The sequence below is a fragment of the Microbacterium terrae genome (assembly GCF_017831975.1).
GTDB classification, from domain to species: Bacteria; Actinomycetota; Actinomycetes; order Actinomycetales; family Microbacteriaceae; genus Microbacterium; species Microbacterium terrae.
Window position 1 is genome coordinate 533,811 of record NZ_JAFDSS010000001.1, and the last position, 21,696, is coordinate 555,506.

Genomic DNA, 21,696 nt, shown 5'->3' on the forward strand with positions numbered 1-21,696 from the left:
CATGCCGTGCGCGAGCCGTGCCGGCGACCCGGGGCACGCACGGCATGATGGGGCGATGGACACGGCACAGCAGTCGCACCGACGGCGCACGATCGCGCTGATGCTGGGTGCGGGAGCTGTGCTCGTGCTGCTGGCCTGCCTTCTCGGCGCCTGGATCCTCGCCCGTGGCGACGAGCCGTTCGCCGTCGACAGCTGGTGGAACTCGCTCCTGGTCGAGGTGTCGTCGCCGGTGCTCGCGGGGTTCGCACTCGTGATGGACCGGATCGGCGGCGGCTGGATCGGCGTGCTCGCGGTGCCGATCGGCGGCGCCCTTGCCCTCATCCTGCTTCGGCGCCCCTGGTCGGCGGCGTACTTCCTCGCTGCCTCGGCGGTGTCGGCCGCGCTCGTGCAGGTGCTCAAGCACCTGTTCGGCCGGGTGCGCCCGGAGGAGATCATCGTGGTGTCGGACTACGGCTCGTACCCGTCGGGGCACGTGGCGAACGCCGCGACGATCGCGGTGGCCGCGGTGGTGATCTTCCCGCGGGCGTGGGTGGCGGTCGTCGGCGCCGCGTGGGTCGTGCTGATGGCCTTCAGCCGCACCTACGTGCACGCGCACTGGCTGAGCGACACCCTGGGCGGGGCGATCCTCGGCGCGGGTGCAGCGCTGCTTGTCGCGGCGGCGTTCGAGGTCGTGCTCGCGAAGGAGCGCGGCGAGCGGACGGATGCCGCCCGCTCGGCCCCTGGCTAGGCTGAGCGCATGACTGCGCCGACGACGCCCGATCCCGCTGTTGCCGCCGCCGAAGCCGAACTCGCGCGGCTGCGGGCAGAGGCGGAGGCTGCCGAGGCGCTGCTGAAGGCGGCGCAGGCTCGGGCCGCGCTCGCCGCCGCCGAGGCGGCCGCGGCGAAGGCCAAGGCCGGGGGTGCGCCCGCGGGCGAGGTTCCGGTCGTCGAGCCTGTCGAGGCTGTCGAGCCGCGGCCCTCGGCCGCTGCGCCCGTCGAGTCGCCTCCCGCCGCGGCACCGGTCGAGTCGCCTCCCGCAGCGTCCGTCGCGGGGCCGCTCGACGCCGACCAGGTCGCGGCAGTCGTGAAGGGCTACGCCTTCGAGGGGCTGACGGTCGACGTCGGTGCCCTCGTCAACGGCGACCCGGTCCCCGACGCGCAGGTGCGCATCCCGATCGCGATGATGAACCGTCACGGTCTCGTCGCAGGGGCGACGGGAACCGGCAAGACGCGCACGCTGCAGGGGCTCGCCGAGCAGCTCGCCGCCAAGGGCGTGCCCGTGTTCGCCGCCGACATCAAGGGCGACCTCTCCGGTGTGGCGACGCCGGGCGAGTCGAGCGACAAGCTCCTCGCGCGCACCCGCGCCATCGGGCAGGACTGGAAGCCCGAGGCATCCGTCACCGAGTACTTCGCTCTGGGCGGCGTCGGCAAAGGCGTGCCGGTACGGGCGACGGTGTCGGGGTTCGGGCCGCTGCTGCTGAGCAAGGTGCTCGGGCTCAACGAGACCCAGGAGTCGAGCCTCGGGCTGGTGTTCCACTACGCGGACAAGGCGGGGCTCGCGCTCGTCGACCTGTCGGACCTGCGTGCCGTGCTCAGCTTCCTCACCAGCGACGAGGGCAAGCCCGAGCTGAAGTCGCTGGGCGGGCTGTCGTCGGCGACCGCGGGCGTGATCCTGCGCGAGCTCATCACCTTCGCCGACCAGGGCGCCGACGTGTTCTTCGGAGAGCCCGAGTTCGAGGTCGCCGACTTCCTGCGGGTGGCCGCCGACGGACGCGGGGTGATCAGCCTGCTCGAGGTGCCGGGCGTGATCGACAAGCCGGCGCTCTTCTCGACGTTCCTCATGTACCTGCTCGCCGAGCTGTTCGAGATCCTCCCCGAGGTCGGCGACGCCGACAAGCCGAAGCTCGTGTTCTTCTTCGACGAGGCCCACCTGCTGTTCAAGGATGCGTCGAAGGAGTTCCTCTCGGCGATCGTGCAGACCGTCCGCCTCATCCGGTCGAAGGGCGTGGGCGTGTTCTTCGTGACCCAGACGCCCAAGGACGTGCCGAGCGACGTGCTCGCCCAGCTCGGCTCGCGCGTGCAGCATGCGCTCCGCGCGTTCACCCCCGACGACGCCAAGGCGCTCCGGGCCACCGTCGGCACCTACCCGAAGTCCGGCTACGACCTCGAGCGGGTGCTGCAGGAGCTCGGCACCGGCGAAGCGATCGTCACGGTGATGAGCGAGAAGGGCGCGCCGACCCCCGTGGCCTGGACGCGGCTGCGCGCGCCGCAGGGACTCATGTCGCCCACGCCCGAACCGCAGATCCATGCCGCGGTGAAGGCCTCGCCCCTTCTGGCGAAGTACGGCACGGCGATCGACCGTGAGTCGGCGCGCGAAGTGCTGACGGCGCGGATGAACGCGGCGACGGCGGCGGATGCTGCTGAGCAGGCGGCGCTCGACAAGGCCAAGGTCGACGCCGACCTCGCCAAGCAGCAGGCGGCGATCGACAAGCAGCAGGCGACCGCCGAGAGGAAGGCGCAGCAGGAGTACGAGCGGCTGCTCAAGAAGACGGCAGGCACGTCGCGCACGCCGCGCTCGGGTGCGGCGGCGAAGTCGCCGATCGAGCAGGTGCTGAACTCGAAGTCGACCCAGACCATCCTCAACGGCGTGATCCGGGGCATCTTCGGCACCGGACGCCGCTGACGGTGCGCAGGACCGTCCTCGCCGTCGCGCTGGCGGCGGCGCTCACCGCCGCGGGCGCCGGGATCGCCGTCGTGCTGTGGTCGGCCGGCGCCGAGGATCCCGCCGACGTCGTGGCGACGGCATCCGGATCTCCCACCGCCGAGCCCGTGTCGGCGTCGGACTTCTGCTACGTCGAGGCGATGATCTTCTACCGCGTCGAAGCAGAGGAGCTGGCGACCGTCGTGCTGGCGGCGGACGGCGTGGACGACGACGTGCGCGACTTCGCCGAGAAGGTCGCGGCTGCCCAGGCGACCGAGCTCGAGGGCCTGCGCGAACGGTACGTCGAGTGGGTGCCGGCGCGCCCGCTGGAGCAGACCGACGACGGAGCGTGCTCCGGTCACGGCGAGCACGCCTCGATGCCGGGCATCCCCACGCGTACTCAGCGCGGCGAGCTGTCGGCCGCGGACGGCGCGGCAGCCGAGGATCTGTTCCTCGAGCTGATCGCCGGACTGAACGCCGGCGTGCAGGATCTCGCCGCGCAGACGCTCGATGCACCGTCGCACCCGCTCGTCGCGGAGTCGGCACGACGCACCCTCGACGAGGCAGTGGCCGAAGCCGCGGTGATCGCGCAGCTGCGCGGCTGATCGCCGATCGCCGATCGCTGATCGGCTGATCGGGCGGGATGCGCCTAGCCTGGGGGCATGGCGAAGCGGCCCCCGACCACCGACATCGACGAAGCGCGGGTGCGCGTCACCGGCACGGAGAAGGTCGCCGTCGGTGTGCCTGCCGTGCTGCATGCGCTGCAGATCGCGCACGAGCAGATGGGCGTCGCGCGGTCGGTCCAGACGCTCATGCGCGTCAACCAGAAGGACGGCTTCGACTGCCCGGGCTGCGCCTGGCCAGAGGAAGACAAGCGGCACGTCGCGGAGTTCTGCGAGAACGGGGCGAAGGCCGTCGCTGAGGAGGCCACCCTGCGTCGCGTGGGCCCGGAGTTCTTCGCGGCGCACTCCGTCGACGAGCTGCGCGGGCACGACGACTGGTGGCTCGGCCAGCAGGGCAGGCTGACGCATCCGATGCTCCTCGAGGAGGGGGCATCCCACTACCGTCCCGTCGCGTGGGACGACGCGCTGCGTCTCGTCGCCGGCGAGCTGTCGGCGCTCGACGACCCGGACCAGGCGGTGTTCTACACCTCGGGCCGAACGTCGAACGAGGCGGCGTTCCTGTACCAGCTGCTGGTGCGCGGGTTCGGCACCAACAACCTGCCGGACTGCTCGAACATGTGCCACGAGTCGTCGGGTTCGGCCCTCACCGAGACCATCGGCATCGGCAAGGGAACGGTGTCGATCGACGACATCCACGAGGCCGACCTGCTGATCGTGGCGGGGCAGAACCCGGGCACGAATCACCCGCGCATGCTGTCGGCGCTCGAGAAGGCGAAGCAGCGCGGAGCGACGATCATCGCGGTAAACCCGCTTCCCGAGGCGGGGCTGATGCGGTTCGAGAACCCGCAGACGGTGCGCGGGGTGGCGTTCGGCGGCACCAAGCTCGCCGACGAGTTCGTGCAGATCCGTCTCGGCGGCGACCAGGCGCTGTTCCAGGCCATCGGCAAGCACCTGCTCGAGGCCGGCGACGACGTGCTCGACCACGAGTTCATCGCGGAGCACACGAGCGGCTTCGAGGAGTATCGGAAGGCGATGACGGATGCGCCGTGGCGCGAGTTCGTCGCGGCGACAGGCCTTCCCGAGAAGACCCTGCGGCGCGTGGGCGAGGCCGTGCGCATCTCGAAGGCGACGATCGTGTGCTGGGCGATGGGGCTCACCCAGCACAAGCACTCCGTGGCGACGCTCCGCGATGTCGTGAACGTGCTCCTGCTGCAGGGGAACATCGGCCGTCCGGGCGCCGGGGTGTGCCCGGTGCGCGGCCACTCGAACGTGCAGGGCGACCGTACGGTCGGCATCTACGAGAAGCCGTCCGAGGCGTTCCTCGCGGCGCTCGACTCCGAATTCGCGTTCACGGCGCCGCGTGCGCACGGCTTCGACACGGTCGAGGCGATCCGCGCGATGCGCGACGGGCGGGTGGGGGTGTTCCTCGGCATGGGCGGCAACTTCGTGTCGGCGACGCCCGACACCGCCGTCGTCGAGGCGGGCATGGCGCGCGTGGGGCTCACCGTGCACGTGTCGACCAAGCTCAACCGGTCGCACGTGGTCACGGGGCGCCGCGCGCTCATCCTGCCGACCCTGGGGCGCACCGACCGCGACCGGCGGGGCGGCCGCGAGCAGCGGGTCACGGTCGAGGATTCGATGGGCGCGGTCCACTCCTCGCGCGGGCGCCTCGCGCCGCCGTCGGAGGAGCTGCTCAGCGAGGTGGCCATCGTCGCGCGGCTGTGCGCGCTGCTGTTCGGCGGCGCGGCGGATGCTGCGTCGATCAACCACGGTGTGTCGCGCGCGGAGGAGATGAGGCGAGCGGAGGATGAAACTGCGGTCCCCGGTCCGCCGCCGGTCACATCACCTCCGCCCCCCAGCGCATCGGGGTCGACTGACGGGGTCGACTCCTGGCAGAACAGTGCGCACGCCGGCGACGTGGATCGCGGCCAGGCCGAGCGACCCGCCGCCGAGCAGGCGAGCGAAGCCGACCCGGCTGCGGTGAGGCATCCGTCGACCGCTCCGCAGGCGGACTGGGCCGCGCTCGAGGCGGACTACGCGCTGATCCGCTCGCACATCGAGCGGGTGATCCCCGGCTTCGACGACTATGAGGAGCGCATCGACAAGGGGCGCACCCTCCACCTGCCGAACGGACCCCGCGACGCCCGGCGGTTCGCGACGGTCGACGGGAAGGCGCGGTTCACCGTGAACCCGCTGGAGTATCCCGTGATCCCGCGCGGGCGGCTGCTGCTGCAGACGTTGCGGTCGCACGACCAGTACAACACCACGATCTATGGGAAGGACGACCGGTACCGCGGCATCCACGGCGGCCGCCGCGTCGTGCTCGCCAACGCTCGCGACATCGCCGAGCTCGGCTTCGTCGAAGGCGACGTGGTGGACCTGGTGTCGGAGTGGACCGGCGTCGACGGCGAGATCCAGGAGCGCCGGGCGGAGGGCTTCCGGCTCGTGCCGTACTCCACGCCGCGCGGCAATGCCGCCGCGTACTACCCCGAGACCAACGTGCTGGTGCCGCTGGACTCGGTAGCCGACGTCTCGGGCACGCCGACGTCGAAGTCGGTGATGGTGAGGTTGGAGCGGCGCTGAGGTCGCATCGCGCCCCGTGGTGGCGCCCGGTGGTGCCCGGTGGCGGCGGCGACGAGCGGCCGTCGCGGGTTTCGCGGGTTGGCCGCGTGCCTGATGCAGGATGAACCGTGGGCGGGCCGTCGCGTATGCGCATGATCACGCGGAGCCGGCGGGCGGGTCGTGGCATCCGTCCTGCATTAGGCACGCGCGGCCCGGCCGCCGACCTAGGCTGGACGTCATGAGCCAGCGCGCAGCCGTCATCACGGTCTCCGACCGGTCGGCCGCCGGCGAACGGGTCGACGCGAGCGGCCCGGTCGCTGTTGCAGCGCTGCGCGGGCGCGGGTTCACGTGCGACGACGCGGTCGTGGTCGCCGACGGGGCCGACAGCGTCGAACGGGCGATCTCGGCCGAGGTGCTCGCCGGTGCGAAGCTCGTCGTCACCACCGGCGGCACGGGCGTCGCCCCGCGCGATCAGACTCCCGAGGGCACCGCACGGGTCGTCACCCGCGTGGTGCCCGGCATCGCTGAGGAGCTCCGTCGACGCGGGGCCGAGGAGAAGCCCGCCGCGCTGCTCAGCCGGGGCATCGCCGGTGTCGTCGACCCGTACGGGGCGCTCGTGGTGAACCTGCCCGGCTCGCCCGGCGCCGTCGCCGACGGGATGCCGGTCGTGCTGTCGGTCGCGCGGCACGTGATCGACCAGCTCGGCGGAGGAGACCACTGATGTCGGTCCGACTCGCCGCGATCAGTTCCAAACCGCTCTCGCTCGACGCCCACCTCGCCGCCGTGGACGACCCGGCGATGGGTGCCGTCACGACGTTCGTCGGGCGCGTTCGCGATCACGATCCGGATGCCGCCGGGGCCGTCGTCGCGCTGGAGTACTCCGCGCATCCTGATGCGGAAGCAGCACTTCGGGCGATCGCGGAGCAGGCGGTCGGCGAGACGGATGCCGTCGTCGCCGTCTCGCACCGCGTCGGGAGGCTCGGCGTCGGCGACGCCGCCGTGGTGATCGCCGTAGCCGCACCGCATCGCGCCGCCGCGTTCGAGGTGTGCCGCACCGTCATCGAGACGATCAAGACCGGCCTCCCGGTGTGGAAGCGCCAGCTGGAGCAGGACGGCACCGCGACCTGGCTCGGCCTCGGGGGCTGAGCCGGAGTCGGGTCAGTCGCGATCCGCACGCCCGCGTGAGGGCCTCGGAGCGCCCGCGTCAGCCTCCGGCGAACGGCGGCAGCACGTCGACCAGGTCGTCGGCGCCGAGCATCGCCGTATCGTCGACCCGCGATCCGCCGACGAGCACTGCGCAGCGGGGGAGGATGCCGCCGAGCCCCGGGTGGTCGGCGGCCACGGCGGCGCGCAGCGCCCCGAGCGTGGTCTCGCCCCGGTGCTCGCGGTCCATGCCGGTGGCCTCCTGCGCCGCAGCGAAGTAGCGGACGACGGCCATCAGCCCTCCCAGCTCGCGGCGAGCTCGGTGATCGCGGCCGCGGCGGCACGGGTGTCGTCGGGCGTGCCGCCGGCCCTGCCGGCGACCAGTCCTGCGACGAAGGCGCTGAGCGGAGCCGCCGGCCGTGCGACGCCGATGGCCGCTTCACGCGCGAGGTCGAGGATGAGCGCGATCGGCACGTCATCGGGGCGGAGATCGAAGTGCTCGCGCAGGGCGGCTGCCCAGGCATCGAGCGCCTCCGGCGGGAGGGTGCGGGACTGCTCGCTCATCGGTGCTCCTCGGTCGCGACGCCGGCGGCGCGTGCGCGCGCCTCTTCCAGATCCTCCCACGTGTCGACATCCCGCGTGAGGGCGTCGGGCGCGGCGATGACGGCGATCGCCAGCTCGGAGACGAGCGCGCGCACGGAAGCGTCGCGGCCGCCGTCGGGGAGGTCGGATGCCGCGCGCTGGAGTGCGGCGGTGCGGTACACGCCGATCAGCCACTGCGGCCGACTCGATGCGTCGCCGAGGCAGAGGCCATCGGTGTCGGAGGGGAGGAGCACCATGTCTGCAACGAGTCGCGCCACGGCGGCGTCGACGGTGGGGAGGTCGCATGCGAGCAGCAGCGTCCACGCGGGCGCGAGCCCCGACGCCGCCCAGGCGTCGAGCGCCGTGACGGCGGCTGCGACAGGACCGCCGAACGGCGGATCCTCGCGCACCCAGTCCACGGCGAGGGCCGGGTCGAGCAGGGGCGCGGCGACGGTGATCGGGTCTGCTCCGGCACGTCGGGCGGCATCGACTGCCGCCGCGAGGAGGGTTCGGCCACCGACGTCGAACATGGGCTTGGCCGCGCCGTCGACGCGCGTGCCGCGACCGCCGGCGAGCAGGATCGCGCCGAGCGATGGATGCGACGGATTCGGCGGATGCCGTGGTCCGGTGCTCCGCCGTTCGGAGATCTCGTCCGGGCTCATGTGTTGCAGCCGTCGATCGTGACCATCGGGGTGCTCACCGCTCGTCGGGCCGGTGCCAGTCGCCGCTCTTGCCGCCGGTCTTCGCGACGATGCGCACGGACTCGATCGAGGTGCCTTTGTCGAGGCCCTTGACCATGTCGACGATGGCGAGGCCCGCGACCGACACGGCAGTGAGGGCCTCCATCTCGACGCCCGTGCGGTCGGCGGTGCGCACCGTGGCCTCGACCTCGACGCCGTCGTCCACGATGACGAGGTCGACGACGGCGCCGTGCACGCCGATGACGTGCGCGAGCGGAAGGAGCTCGGGGGTGCGCTTGGCGCCCTGGATGCCCGCGATCCGGGCGACCGCGAGCACATCGCCCTTGGGGACGGTGTCATCTCGGAGCGCTGCGACCACCTCGGGCGAGCAGCGGACGAACCCGCGCGCGGTCGCAGATCGCACCGTCGGGCTCTTCTCGGTCACGTCGACCATCCGAGCGCGTCCGGCGGAGTCGAGGTGCGTGAAGGTCATGAGATCAGCATGACATCGACGGGGTCGCCGGCGGTGACCGCGTCGACGTCGGCGGGCACGATCGCGTAGGCCTCGGCGCGGCCGAGTCCGCCGGCGAGGTGCGACCCGCCGCTCGTGGCGGGGACCGCCCGCCACACCGCAGGATCGGCGCGGTCCACGGTCACCGGAAGGTACTGACGGCGGCCCGGGGGGGTGCGCCACCCCGTCGCCGCAGGCAGACGGACGACGGGCCGCTGCAGGTCGGCGCGCCCCTGCAGGCGCAGCAGCGCCGGGCGCACGAACACCTCGAACGACACCGCGGCGCTCACGGGATTGCCGGGCAGCCCGAACAGCAGCGTGCCGCTGGGGAGCACACCGAAGCCCTGCGGCTTGCCCGGCTGCATCGCGATCCGGCGGAACGCCATCGTGCCCGCGAGCGACTGCTTGACGACCTCGTACGCCCCGGCGCTCACGCCGCCCGAGAACACCACGGCGTCGACACCGGCGGCGGTGAGCTCGGTGAGGAGGGATTCCAATGCGTCGGGTTCGTCGGGCACGCTCGCCCGGGCGATGACCTCGGCCCCCGCCTCCGCGGCGAGCCCCGCGAGCAGCAGGCTGTTCGACTCGGGGATCTGGCCGCGGTGGAGCGGCATCCCGGGCTCGACCAGCTCACTGCCGGTCGACACGACGGCCACCCGGGGTCGGTGCGAGACCGCCACGGTCGCGACTCCCGCCGCCGCCGCGGAGGCGACCTGCAACGGGCCGAGCACGATTCCGGACGGCAGCACCTCGGCGCCGCGCGCGGCGTCCTCGCCCGCGCGGCGGATGTGCGCTCCGATCCGCACCGGCGCACGCAGCACGGTGACCGTGTCGAGGGAGTCGTCGAGTCCGCCGGCGGTGTCTTCGAACGGCACGACGGCGTCGGCATCCGTCGGCAATGCCGACCCGGTCATGATCCTCGCCGCTTGGCCGGATGCGATCGGCGGATCCTCCGCCGTGCCCGCCGGGAGATCGGCGACCACCCGCAGCGACACCGGTGCGTCCGCACCCGCGGCCGCGACGTCGGCGAAGCGCACCGCGAACCCGTCCATCGCCGAGTTGTCAAACACCGGGATGTCGACGGCGGCATGAACGGCACCGTGCAGCGTGCGCCCGGCTGCCGCCGAGATCGGCACCTCTTCTGCGGGGAGTGCGACGAGCGCGTCGAGGATGGCGCCGAGGTGCTCCTCGACGGTGAGCAGCCCGCTCACGCGGGCACCGTCGCACGGTCCCAGGCGCGGATGCCCCCGGCGAGGACGGATGCGTCGACCCCGACGGCGCGCAGTGCTGAGGCGGCGCGTTGCGCGCGCACCCCGACCTCGCACACGACCACGGCCTGCTGCGCGTCCAGCCGCCGAGGATCGGCCAAGAGCGCTGCGAGCGGAATGAGCGCCGACCCGGGGATCACCCCGCGCGCCGTCTCGTGCGGCTCACGCACATCGACCAGTGCCGCCCCGGCGGCGACGGCCGTGCGCGCCTGGGCGGCGGTGAGCTCCGGCGGCTGCGTTCCCGCGGAGATCGGCGCGGCGTCCACGGCCGAGGGCGAAGGCGACGTGGCGGATGCCGGGCGAAGCGCAACCTCGGTGGTGCGGCCTCGGAGCGCGTCGATCACGAGAACGCGGCCGAACAGGGGCTCGCCGACACCGGTGAGGAGCTTGATCGCCTCCGTCGCGAGGATCGATCCGACCTGCAGGCACAGCGGACCCAGCACGCCCACGGCCGAGCACGACGGCACGTCGCCCACCGATTCGGGCGGATAGAGGTCGCGCAGCCGGATGCCTGCGCCGCCGGGCGGTGACGACCAGAACACCGTCGCCTGGGCATGGAACTCCTGCACCACGCCCCACACGAGAGGCACGCCGAGCGCCTCGCAGGCGTCGGCGACGATGCTTCGGGTCTCGAAGGTGTCACTGCCGTCGATGACCACGTGGGCGTCCGCGAGCAGCCGCTCCGCGCTGTCCGCGCCCAGTCGCTCCTGCCGAGGCACGACGACCGTCTCGGGAGACAGGCCCGCCGCCACCCGCACCGCGGAGTCGACCTTGGGTCGACCGACGTCGCCCACGCGGTGCATCACCTGGCGCTGCAGGTTGGACGCGTCGACATCGTCGTCGTCGATCACCGTGATCGTGCCGACGCCGGCTGCGGCGAGGGCGAGCACGACGGGCGATCCGAGCCCTCCGGCGCCGACCACGGCGACGCGGGATGCCGCGAGCCGCCGCTGCGCCTCGTCGCCGAATCCTGCGAGCACCGCGTGACGCGCCGTGCGCACTCGCTCCGCGTCGCTCAGAGCGCCGAGGGGCTCGACCAGTGGGGGGAAAGCCATGGGGACAGGCTACGGCCGACCGCCGGTGCCGGGTTCGTCGTCGTGATTCGCACTGCAACAATTCCGCGAAAGCGGTCGAAATGCGGCCGAAGCACCCGCATCTGCGGTGCTAGGTTGAGCGTCATGCCGAGCTACAAGATCGCCGAGGCGGCCCGCCTCCTGGGAGTGAGCGACGACACGGTGCGCCGCTGGGTCGACAGCGGCACACTGACCACGACCGGCTCCAGCCCCGCCGAGATCCCCGGCGACGCGCTTGCCGCGCGGGCGGCCGAGCTCGCCGGCGCGCCCCGCGATCCGGCAGACGTGCTCTCGAGCGCGCGCAACCGCTTCGTCGGCATCGTCACGCGCATCCAGCGCGACGGGCTGATGGCGCAGATCGACATCCAGGCGGGTCCGCACCGCGTGGTGTCGCTGATGTCGGCCGAAGGCGCCGACGAGCTCGGCTTAGAGGTCGGCTCGCTCGCCACCGCCGTCATCAAAGCCACCCACGTCATCGTCGAGACCCCGAAAGGCTGACTCCGGATGCCTCGCACCCGCCGCACCGCCCTGGCACCCCTCTCCGTGGCGATCCTCGTCGCACTGTCGCTCGCCGGATGCGCCCAGACGCCCGACGCGGCGACCGAGACCCCGGCTTCCGAGCCGACGGTCGCCGAGGAGCAGCTGACCGGCGAGCTCACGATCTACGCCGCAGCCTCGCTCGGCACCGCGTTCGACGAACTCGCCGAGCGGTTCGAGGCGCAGCATCCGTCGCTCGGGGTGCTGCCGATCTCGTACGACGGATCGAGCACCCTCGCGACGCAGCTGATCGAAGGCGCCCCCGCCGACGTCTTCGCGTCCGCCGACGAGAAGAACATGCAGAAGGTCGTCGACGCGGGTCTCATCGCCGATCCGCAGCTGTTCGCGACGAACACCCTCGTCATCGCCGTGCCCGCCGGGAACCCCGGCGAGGTCGAGGCGATCGACGACCTCGCTTCCCCCGACCTCACGGTCGTGCTGTGCGCGCCCGAGGTGCCGTGCGGGGCGGCATCCGAGACCCTGCTCGCTGCGAACGATGTCACCGTCACGCCGGCGAGTCTCGAGCAGAATGTGACCGCCGTGCTGACCAAGGTCGCCGCCGGCGAAGCCGACGCGGGGCTCGTGTACGCGACCGACGTGCGCGGCGACGACCGTGTCGAGGAGGTCGACGCCGCCGGTGCCGAAGAGGTCGTGAACCGGTACCCCGTCGCTGCCCTCACCGAGTCGTCGAACCCCGAGGCGGCCGATGCCTTCGTCGCGTTCGTGCTGGGCGATGAGGGACAGGACGTGCTGGAGAGCCTCGGCTTCGGAGCTCCATGAGCGCCGTGAGCGGCGTGGACGCCGCGGGCGCCATGCGCGGCGACGCGGCGACGCGCGCCGGGTTCGTGCCGCGGGTTCTCGCCGTGCCCGCAATCGTCGGGCTCGCCTTCCTGGTGCTTCCGCTCGCGGCGCTCGTCGCTCGCGTCGAGTGGTCGTCGCTGTGGGGCGACGTCACGTCCGACACCGCGATGTCGGCCCTCGGGCTGTCGCTGCTCACCGGTGCGATCGCCACCGCGCTGTGCATCCTGTTCGGTGTGCCGCTGGCCCTCGTCATCGCGCGCAGTGCGGCGCGGACGGCGGCGATCCTCCGCGCCGTCGTGACCGTGCCGCTGGTGCTGCCGCCCATGGTCGGCGGCGTCGCGATGCTCTTCCTGTTCGGGCGCACGAGCTGGCTCGGCGGCATCCTCGGAGAGTGGGGCATCCGTCTCCCCTTCTCGACCGCCGCGGTGGTGCTCGCTCAGGCCTTCGTCGCCCTGCCCTTCCTCGTGCTCGCCCTCGAGGGGTCGCTCCGCGCCACCGGCGTCGGGTACGAGGAGGCGGCCGCCGCACTCGGCGCCGGACGCTGGCGCATCCTCGCCCGGGTGACGCTGCCGCTCGCCGCCCCGGGCCTCGTCGCCGGGGTCGTGCTGTGCTTCGCGCGCGCCATCGGCGAGTTCGGGGCGACGGCGCTCTTCGCCGGGAACGCGCCGGGTGTGACCCAGACCATGCCGCTCGCGATCTACACCGCGTTCAACGGATCGGGGGTGTCGCAGGGCACCGCCGTCGCGCTGTCGCTGATGCTGCTCGTGACGGCGGTCGGAGTGCTGCTGCTCGTGCGCGCCTGGCGCGTGGAGACGCCTCGATGACCGGCGCGCTCGGAGAGGTGGCGCTCGACGCCCGCGTCGTCGTCGAGCGCGGCGGGTTCGGGCTCGACGCGGAGATCGCGGCGGGGCCGGGCGATGTCGTCGCGGTGATGGGGCCGTCGGGCGCCGGAAAGTCGACGCTGCTCGGCGCGCTCGCCGGTCTCGTGCGCATGGATGCCGGGTACGTGAGCGTCGGAGGTCGGATGCTGGATGCTCCGCCCGCGACCCGCACCGCGCCGGCGTCGCGGGGTGTCGTGATGCTCGGCCAGGAGGCGCGACTGTTCCCGCACCTCACCGCCCGCGACAACGTGGTGTTCGGTCTGCGTGCGCACGGGGTGTCGCGCGCCGCCGCCGATGCCACCGCCGAGGACTGGCTCGATCGCGTGGGTCTCGCCGGTTTCGGGCGCCGACGCCCCGCGCAGCTGTCGGGCGGGCAGCAGCAGCGGGTCGCCCTCGCGCGCGCGCTTGCGACGTCGCCGGCCGTGCTGCTGCTCGACGAGCCGTTCACGTCTCTCGACGCGGAGACGGCAGGAGACGTCCGCGCCCTCGTTCACGATCAGCTGGGGGCGACGGGAACCACGGCCGTGGTCGCCACCCACGACGCGGTCGACGCGGTCGCCCTGGCCTCGCAGCTGCTGGTGCTCGAGGGGGGCGCCGTCACGCAGCACGGTCCGGTGCGCGACGTGCTGGCCGCTCCGGCGACGCGGTTCGCCGCCGCCGTCGCCGGGCTCAACCGCGTGCCCGGAGACGCTCGATCGGGCGTGTGGCGTGCGGGCGGACTCGCGCTCGCGTGCGACGCCGGCGATGGCCCCGTCGCGGCGGTGTTCCGCCCGAGCGACGTCGGGCTGCTCCTCGCGGAGGCGTCGGGTCGTCCGGCGCCGGCGGCGGCGACGGATCCGGCGCCGGAGGCAGAACCCGGCGCGGAGTGGATCGCCGAGGTCGTGCGCCTCGAGCAGACGCCCGCCGGCGTGCGGATCCGAACGCGCGAGCCCGACGTCGCGGTCGACGTCGCCGCCGATCGCGTCGCCGCGCTCTCGATCGCACGGGGATCGCGCGTGCGACTGCGTGTCGCGGCATCCGTCGTCCGATTCCTGCCTGGCTCGGCGCGCACCTGACGGCGGACGATCCGCGGGCCTAGAATCGCGCGGGTGACCCGCATTCGCCCGTACCGCGCCGGAGACGAGCCGGCGCTCGCCGACATCTGCCTGAAGACCGCCGATTCCGGCGAAGATGCCACGGGTGTGCTCGACGACGACGACCTCTGGGCAGAGATCTTCGTGCTGCCCTACGTGGCGCGGCATCCGGAGTTCGCGTTCGTCGTCGAGACCGATGACGAACGGGTCGTCGGCTACATCGTCGGCGCGCCCGACACCGCCGCGTTCGAGGCGTGGTTCCGCGACGCGTGGTGGCCGCGGCACGCGGTGCGCTGGCCGCGGCCCGAGAGCGAGACGACGCGCCAGGACGGCATCCTGTCGTATGCGTACGGCCGGGGCACGGGTGCGGTGGCGTTCGCCGACGAATACCCCGCGCACCTGCACATCGACCTGCTGCCCGAGGCGCAGGGCGGGGGGTGGGGCCGCCGCCTCATCGCGACCCTCGAAGATGCGCTGCGCGAGGCCGGCGTGCCCGGTCTGCACCTCGTCGCCGGGGCGGACAACGCCGGCGCGATCGCCTTCTACCCGCGGGTGGGGTTCGCACCCCTGCCGTCGGACGAGGGGTCGCGGGCGTTCGGCACGCTCCTCTGACGGACGGATGCTCGTACCGGCCGAGCGGGGGTGGGCGACCCGGGCGAAGCCTGACGATCTCGTGGGATCCGGCCCCCGGCGCCTGAGGCGCCTGTAGCCTTCCGGGCATGGACGACCTGTCCGCACCCACGGGGCGAGAGCCTGCTCTCGTGGCCGTGCCCCGCGCCGACGGCACCCCGCGCCGAGTCCTCGTGCTCGGGGCGACCGGCTACATCGGCGGCCGTCTCGTGCCGCGTCTGCTCGCCGCCGGCTATGCCGTGCGGGTGCTCGCACGCGATGCGACGCGGGTCGCCTCGTTCGCGTGGGGCGATCGGGTCGACGTGGTCGTCGGCGACGCCGCCGATCCCGCGTCCATGGCGCAGGCGTGCGACGACGTGGACGTGCTCTACTACCTCGTGCACTCGATGTCGGCCGGCGCCGGCTTCGAGGACGCCGATCGCGCCGCGGCGCGCACCGTCGCCCGGGCGGCTGCGGAGGCATCCGTCTCGCGCATCGTCTACCTCGGCGGCCTCCACCCCTCGGCGGAGCCCCTGTCGCCGCACCTGCGCTCGCGCGTCGAGGTGGGCGAGGTGTTCCTCCACTCGCCGGTGCCGACGCTCGTGCTGCAGGCGGGCGTCGTGATCGGCTCGGGGTCGGCGTCGTTCGAGATGGTGCGCCACCTCACCGACGTGCTTCCCTACATGCCGGCACCCCGCTGGGTGCGCAACCGCATCCAGCCGATCGCGGTGCGCGACGTGCTGCACTACCTGCTGGGCGCCGGCCGTGTGCCGGCCGAGGTGAACGACGCCGTCGACATCGGCGGCCCCGACGTGCTCCGCTACGGCCAGATGATGAACGGCTACGCGGTGGAGGCGGGGCTGCGGCAGCGCCCCATCGCCGCGCTGCCGGTGCTCACGCCGCGGCTCGCGTCGCACTGGGTCAACCTCGTGACCCCCATCCCGCGCTCGATCGCGCGTCCGCTCGTGGAGTCGCTGCAGAACGAGTGCATCATGACCGACCATCGGGTCGATGCGCTCATCCCACCGCCCGCGGACGGTCTCACCCCGTACCGTCAGGCCGTGCGCCTGGCCCTCAGCCGGCTCGAGGCCGACGCGGTCGAGACGAGCTGGCTCGACGGTGAGGTGCTGGGGGTGCCGAGCTCACCGCTGCCGAGCGATCCCGACTGGGCCGGCCGCGTCGTCTTCACCGACGTGCGCGCCGTCGACACGCCCGCCTCGCCCGACGCCCTGTGGCGCGTGATCGAGGGGATCGGCGGCGAGAACGGCTGGTACTCGTCGCCGATGCTCTGGGCGGCGCGCGGCTGGATGGACCGCCTCGTCGGCGGTGTGGGGCTCGCCCGCGGGCGGCGCAGCCGCGCGCGCCTCGGCGTCGGCGACGCCCTCGACTTCTGGCGGGTGGAGGCGATCGATCCGGGGCGGATGCTGCGTCTGCGGGCTGAGATGAAGGTTCCGGGTCTGGCGTGGCTCGAGCTGCGCGCCTCGGCGCGCGGCGACGGCTCGCGCTACGACCAGCGGGCCGTGTTCTTCCCGCGAGGACTCGCCGGGAGGCTCTACTGGCTCGCGGTGCTGCCTTTCCACGGCTTCATCTTCGCGGGCATGGCGGCTCGCATCACGGCGACGGCGGAAGCCGAAGATCGCGCACCCGACGACGCTCGTGCAGCGTGAAGGCGGTGTGGCCGCCGATGACCCGGTCGTCGGTCATCACGCCACCGTCCTCGTGCCAGCCGTGACGCTCGTAGAAGTCGGCCGCCCGGGTGTTGCCCGCGAGCACCCAGAGGTGGGCGCGCGCATGGCCCGCGCGGCGCAGGCGGGCCTCGACGTCGCACATGAGGGCGTGCCCGACTCCGGTGCTCCAGTGCGCGGGCGACACGTAGAGGGCGAAGAGCTTGCCGCCACCGGGTGACGACTGATCGTCCGACGCCCCGCACGCCGCCCACCCCGCGGCGACGCCGTCGACCTCGGCGATCACATCGACCCGGCGCGGGTCCGCGTGGCCGCGGTCCCAGTTGGCGACGCGGCGGTCGCCCTCGGCCTCGGCGTCGAGCTGGTCGAGCACCGCGGAGGAGATGAGCCTCGCGTAGGCGGCGCGCCACGCGTCGACCCGGATGCGGGCGATCGTGCGCGCATCCCGCTGCTCGGCCATGCGGACGGTCACCGTCGTCATGCCACAGACGGTAGCGACTCGTCGCTCAGCCCGCGAGATGCCCGGCGTCGAGACGCACGACCCGATCGACGAGGCCGTCGGGCACCCGCACGTGCGAGATGAGCACGACCGCCTGGTCGCGGCCGACGGCGCGCAGCAGGTCGGAGAGGAGGGCGTCGGATGCGTCGGCGTCGACGCCCGCGGTCGGCTCGTCGAGCACCAGCACGGGGAACCCGCGCAGCAGCGCGCGGGCGAGCGCGATGCGCTGCGCCTGTCCGCCTGACACGAGGGCGCCGCGCTCGCCGACGCGCGCGTCGAGACCGCCGCGCTCGCGCAGCCACGGCCCGAGCCCGACGCGGTCGAGGGTCGCCTCGAGGTCGGCATCCGTCGCGTCGTCACGGGCGAACAGCAGGTTCTGGCGCACGTCCTCGTCGAAGAGCATCGGATGCTGTTCGCACAGCCCCACCGTGAGCCGGACGTCGTCTCCCGCAAGAGTGTGGGCCGAAGCCTCGCCGATGCGGTACTCGCCGTCGACCTCGAGGAAGCGCACGAGCGCGTGCGCGAGGGTGGACTTGCCCGCACCGCTCGAGCCCACGACGAGCACGCGCTCGCCGGGCCGCAGGATCAGGTCGAGATCGTGCAGTGCGGGGGAGTCGGCCCCGGGCCAGCGCACGTCTGCGCCCCGCAGACGCAGGCCGTCTCCTAGCGGGGGAGCGTCACCGGTGGGCGCGATCCGCTCGTCGACGAGGCCGTCCGGCACACCGGGGGGCACCGCCGACGCGATGCGGTCGGCGGCTCCTCGCACCTGCCGCCACGATGCCGCGGCCAACGGGACGGTGGCGAACACGTCGAAGACGGCCATCGGCACGAGCACGATCACCGCGAGCGCCGGTGCGCTGAGGGCACCGGAGTCGAGGCCGGGCACAGCGGTGAACACGGCGAGCAGCGACGCCGCGCCTGCCAGCACCGAGACGACCGCGGTCGTGCCGGCCTGCGCGCCGGCGCGGCGCACGATCGCGGTGCGCAGGGCGGTGTCTGCGGCGGTGATCCTCGCCCGGCTCGCCGCCTCGGCGCCGTATGCGGCGAGCACGTCGAGGCTGCCCAGGTGGTCGTGGATGGCATCGGCGAGTGCGGAGCGCAGCGGGGCGACCGAGCGCTCGGCGCGCGCGCCCGCGGCCCAGCCCCACGCGGTGGCGATGAGCGCGGCGACCACGAGGCACACGAGCAGCGTGAGGGCCGCAGGCCACCACACGAACGCGATCAGCACGACCGCGCCGACGGCGACCGTCGCCGACGAGACGAGGGGCTGCACCACCCGCAGCGGCAGGTTCTGGAGGTCGTCCACGTCGTCGACGAGAGCGCCGAGGACCGAGCCGCGCCGCGTTCGCTGCAGCCCGTCGGGGGCGAGGGGCACCAGGCGCCGCACGAGCGAGGAGCGGGCGGCTGCGAGTTGACGCAGGGTGGCGTCGTGCCCGGTGAGTCGCTCCAGGTAGCGGAACACCGCGCGCGAGATCGCGAAGAAGCGCACGCCCACCACGGCGAAGCTGAGGTAGAGCACGGGCGGCTGCTCGCTCGCGCGCACGATCAGCCAGGCGCTCACGGCGAGGAGGGCGACGGCGGACGCCTCCGATGCGAAGCCTGCCGCGAGAGCAGGCCAGAAGCGGCGCAGAGGCGGCAGCGCGCCGCGCAGCACGCGCCGGGTCTCGGCAGTCGGGCGCGCCGGGCTGCCTGCCGCGGCGGTCGGGCGTGCGGTCATGCCGGCACCTCCGACTGCTCGTTCGACTGCTCCTCGGTGGGTTCGAGTCGCACCACGGTGTCGGCGATCCCGCGGGCCGACGGCCGGTGCGAGACGAGGATGACCGCTGCCCCGTCGTCGGCGAGCATCCGCACCGATCGCCACAGGCGCGCCTCGGTCTCGGCGTCGAGCGCCGAACTGGGCTCATCGAGCGCGATCACGCCGGCGCGGCCGCGCAGGTGCCGGTAGAACGCCCGGGCGACGGCGACGCGCTGCGCCTGGCCTCCGGAGAGTCCCGCGCCCTGCACCCCGAGAACGAGCATGGGCGACAGATCGCCTGCGCACGCGAGATCGAGCGCCCGCTCGACGGTGGCGGAATCGGGTTCGTCGTCGCCGAGCGCGACGTTCGCGGCGATGGTGCCGCTCGTGAGACCCGGCTGCTGGCCCGACCATGCCAGCCATGACGACGACGGGATGCCGCGGACGTCGATCCCCGCGAGTTCGGCGGTTCCGCTGAACTCGGCAGAGCCCCGCAGCGCGGCGAACACGCTCGACTTGCCTGTTCCGCTCGGGCCCTCCAGGAGCGTCACCTGACCGGGAGCGACGTGGAGGCCCACCGGCGCGAGCACGCGGCCGCCCCGGCGGACGCGCACATCGTGCAGCACCAGGGGCGATGGTGCGGGGCCCGGCTCGGCAGTGGAGGGTTCGGTCGGCGCCTGAGCCCGTGCGGCATCCAGGACGGCGAAGACGTCGTCGGTCGCGGCGACGCCCTCGGATGCGGCGTGGAACTGCACGCCCACCTGCCGGATCGGCAGGTACGCCTCGGGTGCGAGGAGGAGCACGAAGAGTCCGACGGCGAGCGCCAGCGATCCGTCGATCAGCCGGAAGCCGATCGACACCGCGACGATCGCGACCGAGATCGAGGCGAGGAACTCCAGCGCGAACCCGGAGAGGAACGACACCCGCAGCACCTTCATGGTCTCGCGCCGATAGTCGTCGGTGACGTGTTCGATGGATGCCGCGGCCCGATGCTGCCGGCCGAAGACCTTCAGCGTCGACAGGCCCTGGACGGTGTCGGCGAAGCGGGCGGCGAGCCGCTGGAGCGTCTTCCACTGGCGCTGCTGAACGCTGCGGGTGGCCAGCCCGATCAGCACCATGAACACGGGGATGAGGGGCAGGGTGAGGAGCACGGTGAGCCCAGAGATCCAGTCCTGCCACCACATCACCGCGAGGATGATCGGGGTCGCGACGACGGTCTGCACGAGCTGCGGCAGGTAGCGGCCGAAGTAGGCTTCGAGGGCGTCGAGTCCGCGACCGGCGGTGACTGCGAGCTGGGCCGAGTTGCGCGTCGCGAGCCAGCCCGGTCCGAGCGCGCCGACGGCGTCGAACAGCCGCTCGCGCAGCTCCACCTGCACACGGGCGGCAGCACGCGAGGCGACCTGCTCGCGCACCCACAGCACCACCCCGCGGAGCACGACGACGGCGGCGAAAGCGGCGAGCGTCGGCGCGAGGCCGTCGAGAGGCATTCCGTCGATCGCGTCGACGATCGCGCGCGTCAGCAGCCACGCGAAGGCGATGATCAGCGTCGTCTGCGCCAGCGAGATCGCGGCCAAGGCGACGAAGTAGCCGCGGGAACCGCGCGCGTATCGCAGCAGTCGGGGATCGACCGGCTTCGCCGAGACGCGCTCGGGTGTCGACTCTTCGTGCTCGGTTCCCACAACACCTCGAGACTACCGGCGGGTGGCCGGGGATCCGGTCAGTGGACGACGGCGGCTGCCTTCTCGATGTGCGAGCGGGTGATGCGCTTGCGGAAGATCCAGTACGTCCAGCCCTGGTACAGCAGCACCAGCGGCAGGAAGATGAGCGCCGCCCACGACATGATCGTCAGCGTGTAGTCGGTGCTCGACGCGTTCTCGATCGTGAGGCTGTTCGCCAGGTCGGTGCTCGAGGGCATGACGTACGGGAACAGGGCGAACCACAGCGCGAGCACCGCCGAGACGATCGTGCCGGCACCGAATCCGAAGGCCCAGCCCTCACGGCCGCGGGCGTTCGAGATCCACGAGGCGATGAGCAGCACGGCGGCCACCGCAGCGAGGGCGGCGGTGACCACGGCGAGGTCGCGCCCCTCGGCGAAGGCCAGCAGGACCGTCCAGATCAGGAACGCGGCGGCGACCACGATGGTGACGAGGCCGGCGCGGCCGGCGAGGCGACGAGCATCCGCCGCCACCTGACCGTCGGTCTTCAGCGCCACGAAGTACACGCCGTGGGTGAAGAACAGCAGCAGCGTCGTGAGTCCGCCGAGGAGGCCATACGGGTTCAGGAGGGTCAGGAGCGACCCGGTGAACTCGTGAGCGGCATCGAGCGGAACGCCCTGCACGATGTTGGCGAACGCGACGCCCCACAGCAGGGCCGGCACGGCGGAGCCGACGACGATCATCGTGTCGAACCCCTTCTTCCAGCGCAGGGAGTCGCGCTGGTGCCGGTACTCGAACGAGACGCCGCGCAGGATGAGGGCGAGCAGGATCAGCAGCAGAGCCAGGTAGAACCCGCTGAACAGCGTCGCGTACCACTCGGGGAACGCGGCGAACAGGCACGCGCCGGCGACGATGACCCACGTCTCGTTGAGGTCCCACACCGGGCCGATGGTGTTGATCACCTGGCGTCGGCTGACGTCGTCCTTGCCGAGGAACGGCAGCGACATGCCGACGCCGAAGTCGAAGCCGTCGAGCACGAAGTAGCCGACGAAGAGGAATCCGACGATCCAGAACCAGAGGTAGGCGAGATCCATGATGT

22 protein-coding genes are annotated in these 21,696 nt (G+C 72.9%); 12 read left to right on the forward strand and 10 right to left on the reverse strand.

The genetic code is table 11. The features are described from left to right. The first annotated feature begins 55 nt into the window (after positions 1–55). The 6 genes from JOD63_RS02370 (at position 56) to JOD63_RS02395 (ending at position 7,011) form a co-directional block, all read left to right on the forward strand. Positions 56–727, forward strand: a complete 672-nt coding sequence (locus JOD63_RS02370) for a phosphatase PAP2 family protein (protein WP_045277288.1) — start codon at positions 56–58, stop codon at positions 725–727. Between the two features lie 9 nt (positions 728–736). Further along, complete coding sequence (locus JOD63_RS02375; protein WP_045277289.1) at positions 737–2,662, forward strand: helicase HerA-like domain-containing protein; 1,926 nt, start codon at positions 737–739, stop codon at positions 2,660–2,662. A 2-nt stretch (positions 2,663–2,664) separates the two neighbouring features. Beyond that, positions 2,665–3,285: a DUF305 domain-containing protein gene (locus tag JOD63_RS02380; protein WP_045277290.1), complete on the forward strand. Its 621-nt coding sequence runs from the start codon at positions 2,665–2,667 to the stop codon at positions 3,283–3,285. A 57-nt stretch (positions 3,286–3,342) separates the two neighbouring features. Then, positions 3,343–5,886 carry an FdhF/YdeP family oxidoreductase gene (locus JOD63_RS02385; RefSeq protein WP_045277291.1) on the forward strand — a complete coding sequence of 848 codons (2,544 nt, stop codon included), beginning with the start codon at positions 3,343–3,345 and terminating at the stop codon, positions 5,884–5,886. Positions 5,887–6,103: 217 nt separating this feature from the next. Further along, a complete protein-coding gene (locus tag JOD63_RS02390) occupies positions 6,104–6,586 on the forward strand; it encodes a MogA/MoaB family molybdenum cofactor biosynthesis protein (protein WP_045277292.1) in 483 nt (160 codons plus the stop codon). Further along, positions 6,583–7,011, forward strand: a complete 429-nt coding sequence (locus JOD63_RS02395) for a molybdenum cofactor biosynthesis protein MoaE (RefSeq protein ID WP_045277293.1) — start codon at positions 6,583–6,585, stop codon at positions 7,009–7,011. The genes JOD63_RS02390 and JOD63_RS02395 overlap by 4 nt, the downstream gene beginning before the upstream one ends. Positions 7,012–7,069: 58 nt before the next feature. On the opposite strand, the gene JOD63_RS02400 is transcribed toward JOD63_RS02395, so the two are convergent. From JOD63_RS02400 to JOD63_RS02425, 6 genes are read right to left on the reverse strand one after another with little or no spacing between them, the layout of a single operon-like run. Continuing rightward, positions 7,070–7,303, reverse strand: coding sequence for a MoaD/ThiS family protein (locus JOD63_RS02400; protein WP_045277294.1), 234 nt, complete (start codon positions 7,301–7,303; stop codon positions 7,070–7,072). After that, positions 7,303–7,572 (reverse strand): DUF6457 domain-containing protein, encoded by a 270-nt coding sequence (locus JOD63_RS02405; RefSeq protein ID WP_045277295.1) that lies wholly within the window; start codon positions 7,570–7,572, stop codon positions 7,303–7,305. Before JOD63_RS02405 ends, JOD63_RS02400 begins: the two co-directional genes overlap by 1 nt. Further along, positions 7,569–8,252, reverse strand: a complete 684-nt coding sequence (gene mobA, locus JOD63_RS02410; RefSeq protein WP_084613785.1) for a molybdenum cofactor guanylyltransferase — start codon at positions 8,250–8,252, stop codon at positions 7,569–7,571. The genes JOD63_RS02405 and mobA overlap by 4 nt, the downstream gene beginning before the upstream one ends. 34 nt (positions 8,253–8,286) lie before the next feature. Further along, a complete protein-coding gene (gene moaC / locus JOD63_RS02415) occupies positions 8,287–8,763 on the reverse strand; it encodes a cyclic pyranopterin monophosphate synthase MoaC (RefSeq protein WP_045277296.1) in 477 nt (158 codons plus the stop codon). Further along, positions 8,760–9,992: a molybdopterin molybdotransferase MoeA gene (locus tag JOD63_RS02420; RefSeq protein ID WP_045277297.1), complete on the reverse strand. Its 1,233-nt coding sequence runs from the start codon at positions 9,990–9,992 to the stop codon at positions 8,760–8,762. The genes moaC and JOD63_RS02420 overlap by 4 nt, the downstream gene beginning before the upstream one ends. Then, on the reverse strand, positions 9,989–11,104 hold the full coding sequence (locus JOD63_RS02425; protein ID WP_045277298.1) for a ThiF family adenylyltransferase: 1,116 nt from the start codon (positions 11,102–11,104) through the stop codon (positions 9,989–9,991). Before JOD63_RS02425 ends, JOD63_RS02420 begins: the two co-directional genes overlap by 4 nt. 123 nt (positions 11,105–11,227) lie before the next feature. Here JOD63_RS02425 and JOD63_RS02430 point away from each other — a divergent pair, with 123 nt between their 5' ends. From JOD63_RS02430 to JOD63_RS02455, 6 genes are all read left to right on the forward strand, one after another. Next, complete coding sequence (locus JOD63_RS02430) at positions 11,228–11,620, forward strand: TOBE domain-containing protein (RefSeq protein WP_045277299.1); 393 nt, start codon at positions 11,228–11,230, stop codon at positions 11,618–11,620. Positions 11,621–11,626: 6 nt separating this feature from the next. Continuing rightward, complete coding sequence (gene modA / locus JOD63_RS02435) at positions 11,627–12,439, forward strand: molybdate ABC transporter substrate-binding protein (protein WP_045277300.1); 813 nt, start codon at positions 11,627–11,629, stop codon at positions 12,437–12,439. A 32-nt stretch (positions 12,440–12,471) separates the two neighbouring features. Continuing rightward, the gene (locus JOD63_RS02440) at positions 12,472–13,284 is read left to right on the forward strand and encodes an ABC transporter permease (RefSeq protein ID WP_045277430.1); all 813 of its coding nucleotides are present in this window, start codon (positions 12,472–12,474) and stop codon (positions 13,282–13,284) included. Beyond that, positions 13,281–14,396, forward strand: coding sequence for a sulfate/molybdate ABC transporter ATP-binding protein (locus JOD63_RS02445; RefSeq protein WP_157004077.1), 1,116 nt, complete (start codon positions 13,281–13,283; stop codon positions 14,394–14,396). The genes JOD63_RS02440 and JOD63_RS02445 overlap by 4 nt, the downstream gene beginning before the upstream one ends. 33 nt (positions 14,397–14,429) lie before the next feature. Beyond that, positions 14,430–15,026 (forward strand): GNAT family N-acetyltransferase, encoded by a 597-nt coding sequence (locus JOD63_RS02450; protein WP_045277301.1) that lies wholly within the window; start codon positions 14,430–14,432, stop codon positions 15,024–15,026. Between the two features lie 107 nt (positions 15,027–15,133). Further along, positions 15,134–16,690: an SDR family oxidoreductase gene (locus JOD63_RS02455; RefSeq protein ID WP_045277302.1), complete on the forward strand. Its 1,557-nt coding sequence runs from the start codon at positions 15,134–15,136 to the stop codon at positions 16,688–16,690. Here the strand turns inward: JOD63_RS02455 and JOD63_RS02460 are convergent. The 4 genes from JOD63_RS02460 to cydB are packed head-to-tail and all read right to left on the reverse strand — an operon-like array spanning position 16,635 to position 21,691. Next, a complete protein-coding gene (locus JOD63_RS02460) occupies positions 16,635–17,189 on the reverse strand; it encodes a GNAT family N-acetyltransferase (protein WP_052682642.1) in 555 nt (184 codons plus the stop codon). The two genes, JOD63_RS02455 and JOD63_RS02460, sit on opposite strands and share 56 nt — an antisense overlap. Positions 17,190–17,214: 25 nt before the next feature. Then, positions 17,215–18,924, reverse strand: a complete 1,710-nt coding sequence (gene cydC / locus JOD63_RS02465) for a thiol reductant ABC exporter subunit CydC (RefSeq protein ID WP_045277303.1) — start codon at positions 18,922–18,924, stop codon at positions 17,215–17,217. Then, positions 18,921–20,621, reverse strand: coding sequence for a thiol reductant ABC exporter subunit CydD (gene cydD / locus JOD63_RS02470; protein WP_045277304.1), 1,701 nt, complete (start codon positions 20,619–20,621; stop codon positions 18,921–18,923). The genes cydC and cydD overlap by 4 nt, the downstream gene beginning before the upstream one ends. A gap of 38 nt (positions 20,622–20,659) precedes the next feature. Then, positions 20,660–21,691: a cytochrome d ubiquinol oxidase subunit II gene (cydB, locus tag JOD63_RS02475; protein ID WP_045277305.1), complete on the reverse strand. Its 1,032-nt coding sequence runs from the start codon at positions 21,689–21,691 to the stop codon at positions 20,660–20,662. Positions 21,692–21,696 lie beyond the last annotated feature (5 nt).

Excerpts from the sequence above, each read along its gene's own strand:
- JOD63_RS02375 (WP_045277289.1), top strand. The coding sequence starts at position 737 with ATGACTGCGCCGACGACGCCCGATCCCGCTGTTGCCGCCGCCGAAGCC.
- cydB (WP_045277305.1), bottom strand. The coding sequence starts at position 21,691 with ATGGATCTCGCCTACCTCTGGTTCTGGATCGTCGGATTCCTCTTCGTC.
- JOD63_RS02370 (WP_045277288.1), top strand. The coding sequence starts at position 56 with ATGGACACGGCACAGCAGTCGCACCGACGGCGCACGATCGCGCTGATG.
- JOD63_RS02430 (WP_045277299.1), top strand. The coding sequence starts at position 11,228 with ATGCCGAGCTACAAGATCGCCGAGGCGGCCCGCCTCCTGGGAGTGAGC.
- JOD63_RS02385 (WP_045277291.1), top strand. The coding sequence starts at position 3,343 with ATGGCGAAGCGGCCCCCGACCACCGACATCGACGAAGCGCGGGTGCGC.
- JOD63_RS02400 (WP_045277294.1), bottom strand. The coding sequence starts at position 7,303 with ATGGCCGTCGTCCGCTACTTCGCTGCGGCGCAGGAGGCCACCGGCATG.
- JOD63_RS02425 (WP_045277298.1), bottom strand. The coding sequence starts at position 11,104 with ATGGCTTTCCCCCCACTGGTCGAGCCCCTCGGCGCTCTGAGCGACGCG.
- JOD63_RS02460 (WP_052682642.1), bottom strand. The coding sequence starts at position 17,189 with ATGACGACGGTGACCGTCCGCATGGCCGAGCAGCGGGATGCGCGCACG.
- JOD63_RS02445 (WP_157004077.1), top strand. The coding sequence starts at position 13,281 with ATGACCGGCGCGCTCGGAGAGGTGGCGCTCGACGCCCGCGTCGTCGTC.
- JOD63_RS02405 (WP_045277295.1), bottom strand. The coding sequence starts at position 7,572 with ATGAGCGAGCAGTCCCGCACCCTCCCGCCGGAGGCGCTCGATGCCTGG.
- JOD63_RS02390 (WP_045277292.1), top strand. The coding sequence starts at position 6,104 with ATGAGCCAGCGCGCAGCCGTCATCACGGTCTCCGACCGGTCGGCCGCC.
- mobA (WP_084613785.1), bottom strand. The coding sequence starts at position 8,252 with ATGAGCCCGGACGAGATCTCCGAACGGCGGAGCACCGGACCACGGCAT.
- JOD63_RS02455 (WP_045277302.1), top strand. The coding sequence starts at position 15,134 with ATGGACGACCTGTCCGCACCCACGGGGCGAGAGCCTGCTCTCGTGGCC.
- cydC (WP_045277303.1), bottom strand. The coding sequence starts at position 18,924 with ATGACCGCACGCCCGACCGCCGCGGCAGGCAGCCCGGCGCGCCCGACT.
- JOD63_RS02440 (WP_045277430.1), top strand. The coding sequence starts at position 12,472 with ATGCGCGGCGACGCGGCGACGCGCGCCGGGTTCGTGCCGCGGGTTCTC.
- modA (WP_045277300.1), top strand. The coding sequence starts at position 11,627 with ATGCCTCGCACCCGCCGCACCGCCCTGGCACCCCTCTCCGTGGCGATC.
- moaC (WP_045277296.1), bottom strand. The coding sequence starts at position 8,763 with ATGACCTTCACGCACCTCGACTCCGCCGGACGCGCTCGGATGGTCGAC.